2 protein-coding genes and 1 pseudogene are annotated in these 7,989 nt (G+C 58.0%); all 3 read right to left on the minus strand.

The features are described 5' to 3' along the window. Positions 1 to 130: 130 nt before the first annotated feature. Positions 131 to 2,392 carry a reprolysin-like metallopeptidase gene (locus PCJ49_RS23960; RefSeq protein WP_269913194.1) on the minus strand — a complete coding sequence of 754 codons (2,262 nt, stop codon included), beginning with the start codon at positions 2,390 to 2,392 and terminating at the stop codon, positions 131 to 133. A 180-nt stretch (positions 2,393 to 2,572) separates the two neighbouring features. After that, entirely contained in the window at positions 2,573 to 4,996 is a 2,424-nt protein-coding gene (locus tag PCJ49_RS23965) for a Calx-beta domain-containing protein (RefSeq protein ID WP_269913195.1), read from the minus strand. Positions 4,997 to 5,847: 851 nt separating this feature from the next. After that, positions 5,848 to 7,989, minus strand: a pseudogene (locus PCJ49_RS23970) (hypothetical protein); the annotation flags it as partial.

Here is a 7,989-nt window from a genome sequence, read left to right on the forward strand (position 1 = left end):
ACAGCGATGCCAGAATTTCTGCAATAATACGTCAATGGAGAGCGTTTTCCAATGCGCTTGCCCAGCAAAATTCACTAGAGAAAACTCATCACTTTTACATTCCAAATGATCATGGTTGCAAAATAAATATTTATATTGATGCCCCATCCACCATTCCTAATACTGTCAAATTTTGGGCAGACAGTAAAATAAAAGCCGGTCGATGTTCTGCGTAACCCGCATATTGATAATGACGGATCAAGGCAGCATGGTCCATGCCGAATATACTTAACAAGTCCAGGTTCAGTATGGCGTAGGTATCGGCACTGAAACCGTTGGTGGCCACATTATTCCATTCCGTTCTATGAGTAAAATTACTCATCACCCAATCTTCATTGGACGGATATTCGATGTAATTTTGTCGATCATTCGCCACATAGGCCTCTACGTCAAAGCCCAGCGTTGGCCGTCCTTCCGCCCGGCCATAGTTGATATAATGGTGTACCAGGGCGATGTCATTATTGCCGAAGGCGCGGTACAGATCGGGGTTGAGCATCGCATAAGAGGCAACGGTAAACCCATAAGCCGCGCGCCCTTCTGCTCTTCCATACTGCTGATAATGATTGATCAGGGCCTCCTCGTTCAATCCGAAAGCGGCGAACAGGTCCGGGTTCAGGGCGGCATAGGCCTCTGGATCAAAACCGCTGGCCGCCCGTCCTTCCGCCCGGCCATAATTGATGTAGTGCCAGGCGATAGCCGTGGCATCATTGCCATAGGCTGCAGCCACATCCGGGTTCAGCGCCCGATAAGCGGTGACGGAGAATTGTGGCAGGATATCATTATCCACCACCAGCCCATAAACGGAAGTGGTTGGCGCGCCCCCGGTCAGTTTTGCCCCCTGGAGATCACTGACCACCAGTTCGATCGTCTTATTGCCATCATAGCTCTTGTTGCCAAGCACATTGACGGCAACTGTGGCACTGTTTTGCCCTGGGGCAATGGTTACCCGTTGCGTCAGGGGTTGATAATCGGCCGCGGCGGCGGCCGTGCCGTGGCTGCCGGTCGTCACCTGGAAGCTGACCGGCTTATCCGATATGTAATCCGCCGGCGCGCCATTCTCATCGGTGAATTGGATGCTGAAAACCAGCTGGCTGACACCCCCGGCATCCGTCTCTGCCACCAAGCTGCCCTTGACGGTCAGGATCGGTTCCGGCTTGACGGTGGGCGGCGGGGGCAGCAAGGGTGGCGCCGTAATGGTTCTGTCGGCAAAGCTCAGCTTCTCAATGCCATTGAGCAGATCCATTTCACCGGACAGGTTGGTCACGGTAATGTTTTCGACACCGGCAACAATGGTATAATCCGCAAAATTGCCGCTGAAGACGGCCGTATCCTCCCCATGACCGCCGATTAAGGTATCGTTGCCGAGGCCGCCGATCAGGGTATCATCGTTGGCGCTGCCATCCAGCCGATTGGCCAAATCATTACCGGTCAGCAGATCACGGCCGGAACTGCCCGTGGCATTTTCAATAAGGGTGCCATACCCAACAAAAAATTGCCCGGGATTGATGAAATTGGAATTTTCAACCTGAACGGCAAATGAACCAAAATGCCCATCCCGCAGGTCAATCTTAACGCTGTAGATGGAGTTCTCCGCAGAGATTGTATCATTTCCGCCCCCATCCCAAATATAATATCCAGTACTGGCATGAGTGACAAAATACGTATCATCACCCGTTCTGGTGGTTTTGCTGGGGCCATAAAGGTATTGAATGGCAGCAATGTCGAATTGACCTAACCTGCTGTATCCGTTACCGTTATAAGACATTACAGTGTTATTTTTCGTATCCTCGACAGCCGGCAAGAAGGGGGGCTCCCCAACACCGGAGACGCCATTGTAATTACCTGGATGTTTCAGGCCCAACGCATGTCCGATCTCATGCACAAAGGTATGCTGGGTGGCATATTGGGCATTGACCCATATATCGGTGACCGGCCCCCCCACAACCGCATAGCCACCGGCCTGCATCGTCGCAGCACCAAACCGGATATCGGGTGCGACCCCGACGGTCGCTTCGACAAAATGGATATCGGCGACTTCTTCCCATTGGGCAAGGGCTTTACGGGCCAGTTCCAGCTGCGCAACAGTCATGATGCTGGGGTTGGTGGCGCCGTCATAATACCCGGTTGAAAAATCCGGCAGCCATCCATAGACGATCACGGGCGCCGGCCCGGTATGGGGCTGCACCCCCCGGTAGCTGGCCACCAGCGCCTGAATGAAATAAGGGGTATCAGAAATCGCGGGCACCGCCTGCGCCGTCTGGCCGCCTGCAGATGATGGTGACGGGGGAACCGTCCCCAGCTGCTCCACAGAGAAGAGGCATTGGTTCTGCTGATTGCCGCACAAAACGCACATCGGGCCGCCCTTGATCCGCCTGTCAAGTGATCGGTATTCCAGCGCCCATCCCTGTCCACCGGTTCCGAAAACGGGCTATTTCATACAATTATCCGGGTGTATTTCCAATATAAACACAAGTGGTACGGTGCCGTGGCCCGACTGGAAACGGGCGGGCCGCGGCACCGCTTCATGATGGCATCAGAACACAGCCTCGTCCGCCACCATGCCCATGGCCATCCCCAGCAGCGACAGGCTGCCGCTTTCATCCGGCAGGAAAGCTGCGCGACCCTCCGCCCTGCCGGCATATTGGTAATGGTTGATCAGCGCGGCATGGTTCAGGCCGAAGGTGCTGAGCAAATCGGGGTTCAAAACGGCGTAGCTATCGGCATCGAAGCCCATCGCCTGCCGGCCTTCCGCCTTGCCGCTGGTGATATAGTGGCGGATCAACGCCCCTTCATCCAGGCCAAAGGCCCTGTAGAGGTCTAGGTTCAAGGCCGCATAGGCCTCGGCATCGAAGCCGCTGATGGCGCGGCCTTCCGCCTTGCCCATATTGACATAATGTTGGATCAGGGCGGTATGGTTGGCACCAAAAGTGTTGAACAGGTCAGGGTTCACGGCGGCATAGGCATCCGCATCAAAGCCCGTTGCAGCCCGACCCTCCGCCTTACCGAAGCGTTGATAATGGTTGGCCAGTGCCGCACTGTCCAAGCCATAAGCCTTGAACAGATCAGGATTTAGAGCCGCATAGGCTTCCGCATCGAACCCCGTCACAGCACGCCCTTCGGCCTTGCCGTATTTGACATAATGCCAAGCGATGGCCGTGGCATTATCGCCAAATTCCTTTACCAGATCTGGATTCAGCGCGCGATAGGCGGAGAGGGTAAACAGGGGGGGCTTACCACCATCATCATCTATGATGGTGCCGATAGCCGTTAATGTGGTGGCGCCGTTAAGGAGCTGCGCACCCTTGACATTGCTGACCGCAAGAGCAACGGTTTCATTGCTTTCGGGGATATTGTCACCCAAAAGCTTGAAAGAAATACTTGTGGACCGCGTGCCAATGGAGATGACCGCAACGAAATCGGTCGGCATGTAATCGGTTAAGGATTTGGCTGTGCCATCCATTGTCCGTACATTGAAGGTCACCGTTGTTGTTGCTGCCGTTGACAGCGTAAAGTCATAGGTCATTACCCCTGCTGCCGTACGGCTGCCTTCTACCACAAACGCAGGCGCTACCGTCAGCAGGGGGATGGGCTCCGGCTTAGGGGTAGGATCGGGCTCCGGCTCCGGCTTAGGAGTGGGATCGGGCTCCGGTTCCGGCTTAGGGGTGGGATCGGGCTCCGGTTCCGGCTTAGGGGTGGGATCGGGCTCCGGCTCCGGCTTAGGAGTGGGATCGGGCTCCGGCTCCGGCTTAGGGGTGGGATCGGGCTCCGGTTCCGGCTTAGCCAAAGGATCAACGGTGCGGTCACTGAAACGCAACCATTCTATATTCGATAGTGTATCGATTTCCCCAGATGTACTCTCAACAGTGATTTTGGCACCTTCAATATTTACTTTGTAACTTGCATAAGCTCCTGAGAAAACAGCGGTATCAGTGCCGGTACCGCCATCCAGGATGTCTGCACCTATGCCACCATGCAGGCTGTCATTTCCATTCCCGCCGCTGAGTGTGTCGTTACCATCTTCACCAGCAATCAAATCATTACCATTTCCACCGGTAATACTGTCATTGCCGTTGCCCCCAACGAGAGAGTCATTCCCCGAACCGCTGATCAATGTGTCATTGCCATCCCCACCTGAAAGTGCGTTATCGCCTTCGTCGCCGTTCAAAAAGTCGTTATCAGTACCGCCATAGAGCGTATCACTGCCTATGCCCCCATAGAGGGTATCATTGCCTACCCCTCCATTTAGATTGTCAGCGCCAGAGTCTCCATAGAGAACGTCATTCCCGGTGCCGCCTGTCAGCTGGTCATCATTATTCCCACCGGACAATAAATCATTACCGGTCCCGCCATCTATTTTATCAAATCCATCTTCGCCATATATACTGTCATTTCCATTTCCACCAAATATTACATCATCACCGATACCTCCGATAAGTCCATCGTCATTATCCTCGCCATCCAAATAGTCATTACCATCGTTTCCATAGAGCGTATCATTGCCTGTACCGCCATAGAGACTATCGTTATCATTCCCTCCGCTCAGCGTATCGGCACCAGCATCGCCATAGAGTATGTCAATGCCAGCATCACCCCACAGCTGATCATTATCTTCGGCCCCGGCGAGCGTGTCGTTGCCGCTGCCCCCATACATGCTGTCATGACCAGTCCCGCCATGCATGGTGTCATGGCCGAGACCGCCCACCATGGTGTCGTTGCCGACGTCTCCTACCAGCGCATCATTGCCATCGCCCCCGTCAAGGTAATCGTTACCCGCCCCGCCATAGAGCGTATCATTGCCGCCTTCCCCGTAAAGCTTGTCCGCGCTGGGGCTGCCATCCAGCTTATTGGGGCCCCCATTACCTTTCTTTTCCAGCGCGAGGGGGCGGTAGGGTGGCGTAAAGGAGCCATCAGAAGATTCAGGAGAAAACATGTCGGTGTTTTGATGTTTAAGGTTCATTCCTCGCTCCAATCACCACTGATATTGCTATATTTCGAGAGAGTGATTTATCTATTATGTGCATATCTCTCGGTCACATATCTTAAAATATGTTAACAAATGTTAATTTACAGTTTAAAAGTTTGCACCTAAACCTATCCTAAAGGTTAGAAATAAAAAAGCCGCCCGTCGGTGGGACGGGCGGGGTTGAAGGGGTGGATAAGAGGCACTCTCCAGGGCCGACGGCCCCGAGGGATGGACCGGAGATGCCCAGTGATTATCCCGCGGCAGGCCCTTGATCTGGGCGACGCGTTAGTACTTTTCCGCCCTTTCGAGAAGGGGCCCAGTATTCATCTGATCTGATACCAACGGTCATCATTCAGAACCGTTGGTAATGCGGCGACCGTCGCCGCGCCGCTCGTGCGGCGCAGCCAAGCAGCGCATGCTGGCGCCGGCGATTGAGGCGCACGAAAGCGTGACCTTCGGTCATGATTTCGTGCCGTTGGTGTGACATCGGTAGGGAATACCGAGTTGCAAAGAGCAGAACTTTCGGCGCGGGTCAATACACGAGCGCCGATCTGACAGTGGAGGGGGGGAAGCACTTCAAAACGCCCCTTACCCTGCCCCCCTCTTTTGATCAATCATCCCGAACGACATCGGGCCATCCGGCATCCCTGACGTCAGCCGCGCCGGTCGCCAAAGCGCATATAGAACATTCACTGCATTGGCGATGCAGGTGGAGCCAGCAGACGATATACGCAGGCGGCTGACAGTTCGGTGAGGCGTCGGAAGCCGAAATCCATCTCCCCCCATGGAGATGGCCGAGAACCATTCGCCATTCCGAGACAAATGCAAAAGCAAAGGCCCCGATCTCAATCCTTGAAGCTGATCAGCGGGTCGGCTGCGGCTGCGGCGGCCGGGTCCAGCAGCAGCGGCCGGGTCCGCCCGTCATCACGGCCGGTTTCGGAATAGGTATCCACCACCAGCACATCCAGCCGCTGGCGTTCCACCAGGGCCGCCAGGCCGAAGACCGGGCGGCCGGCGAACAGATAGGTGCCGGTGCGGTTGCCCGCCACCTGCACCAGATCGGCCGCATCGGCCCCGCTGATACCGGCAATGCTACCATTGGCGCTGAACAGGCCGCTGCCGCGATAGATCAGGGCGCCGGCCTGCACGGTTCCAGCATCGGCCCGGCCATTGGTCACCAGCTCCAGCGTCCGGCTCAACCGCAGCGGGCCGTTGCCGGTCAGGCTGGTGCCGCCCGTCAGCGTAGCATTCTGCGCATTGATACCGGCCACGGCCAGGGCCCGGCCGGCCGACAGCGCCAGATTGGCACCCGCTACCGTCCCCAGGCTGACGTCTGTGCTGCCCTTGACGCTGACATCCTGCGTGGCCGTGATGGCAGCCGTGGACAGGGCACCACCGGCGGAAAGCGCCAGGGTACGGCCCGTGACGGTGCCCAGGGTGATGTTGCTCGTCCCGGTGACAGAAACATCCTGTGTGGCCGTCACCGCCCCGGCCGTCAGGCTGCCCCCAGCAGTCAGCGTGACGCTGCGGCCGGTAATGTCGGACAGGGTGGCCCCCTTGCCGGCATTAATGCTGATATCCTGGCTGGCCCCCATCAGCCAGGCAGTCAGCGCTTCCGTGCCTGTCAGGCTGATGGTCTGGGCCGACAGCGTCAGTGTGCTCAGCCGTGCGGCATTGGCCACCAGCGCGCCGGTCACCTCCACCGGTCCGCCCAGGCTCACCATCCCCCCCGCCACATCCAGGCCAGAGAGGCCGAGGACCGACCGGCCCAGAATCGTATTGCCCTTGCCGCTGCGGATGGTCAGCTGATAGGGGCCGGTAATGCCACCGGCCAGACGGATATGATCACTGGCCGCCCCCGCACTGCTGATACGGCTGTCAGCGGTCAGGGTGAGCAGGCCGCTAAGGCCGATGGTGCCGCCCGTCGTGCTGACCAGATTGCCACCCAGACGCAGGGCACCGGCATAATCCTGCTGCCCGGTGGTGGTGACATTGCCGACCGTGACGGTCGCCCCGCCAGCGGAAAGCAACTTCAGCGCCGTCGTGTTGCCGATAGCGCCACCGAAGCTGACCACACCCTTGCCGGCATCGGTCACCAGGGCGTAGCCGCCATTCACCGTGCTGGTGAAGCGCACATCGTCACCGGCGGCACCAGCGCTGACGACAGCACTGTCACCGGTCAGCGTCACCGGGCCACCAAGGCGGATGCTACCGCCCTTCGTGCTGACCAAATCGCCAGCCAAGCGCACCGCACCGGCATAATCCTGCTGACCCGTCGTAGTGACATCACCCACCGTGACAGTCGCACCACCAGCCGAGAGGAATTTCAACGCCGTCGTGCCACCGACGGCACCGCCGAAGCTCACCGCACCCTTGCCGGCATCGGTCACCAGGGCGTAAGCGCCGTTCACCGTACCGGTGAAGCGCACATCGTCGCCCGCCGCACCAGCGCTGACGACAGCACTGTCACCGGTCAGCGTCACCGGGCCACCAAGGCGGATGCTACCGCCCTTCGTGCTGACCAAGTTACCCGCCAAGCGCACCGCACCGGCATAATCCTGCTGACCTGCCGTGGTGACATCGCCCACCGCAACGGTCGCACCACCGGCCGACAGGAACTTCAACGCCGTCGTACCACCGACGGTACCGCCAAAGCTCACCGCACCCTTGCCGGCATCGGTCACCAGGGCGTAGCCGCCGTTCACCGTGCTGGTGAAGCGTACATCGTCACCCGCTGCACCAGCGCTGACGACGGCACTGTCACCGGTCAGCGTCACCGGCCCGGCAAGGCGGATGGCACCACCCTTCGTGCTGACCAGATCGCCAGCCAAGCGCACCGCACCGGCATAATCCTGCTGACCCGTCGTAGTGACATCACCCACCGTGACAGTCGCACCACCAGCCGAGAGGAATTTCAACGCCGTCGTGCCACCGACGGCACCGCCGAAGCTCACCGCACCCTTGCCGGCATCGGTCACCAGGGCGTA

Origin of the sequence: Niveispirillum sp. BGYR6 (genome assembly GCF_027568365.1) — a bacterium.
Lineage (GTDB): Bacteria > Pseudomonadota > Alphaproteobacteria > Azospirillales > Azospirillaceae > Niveispirillum.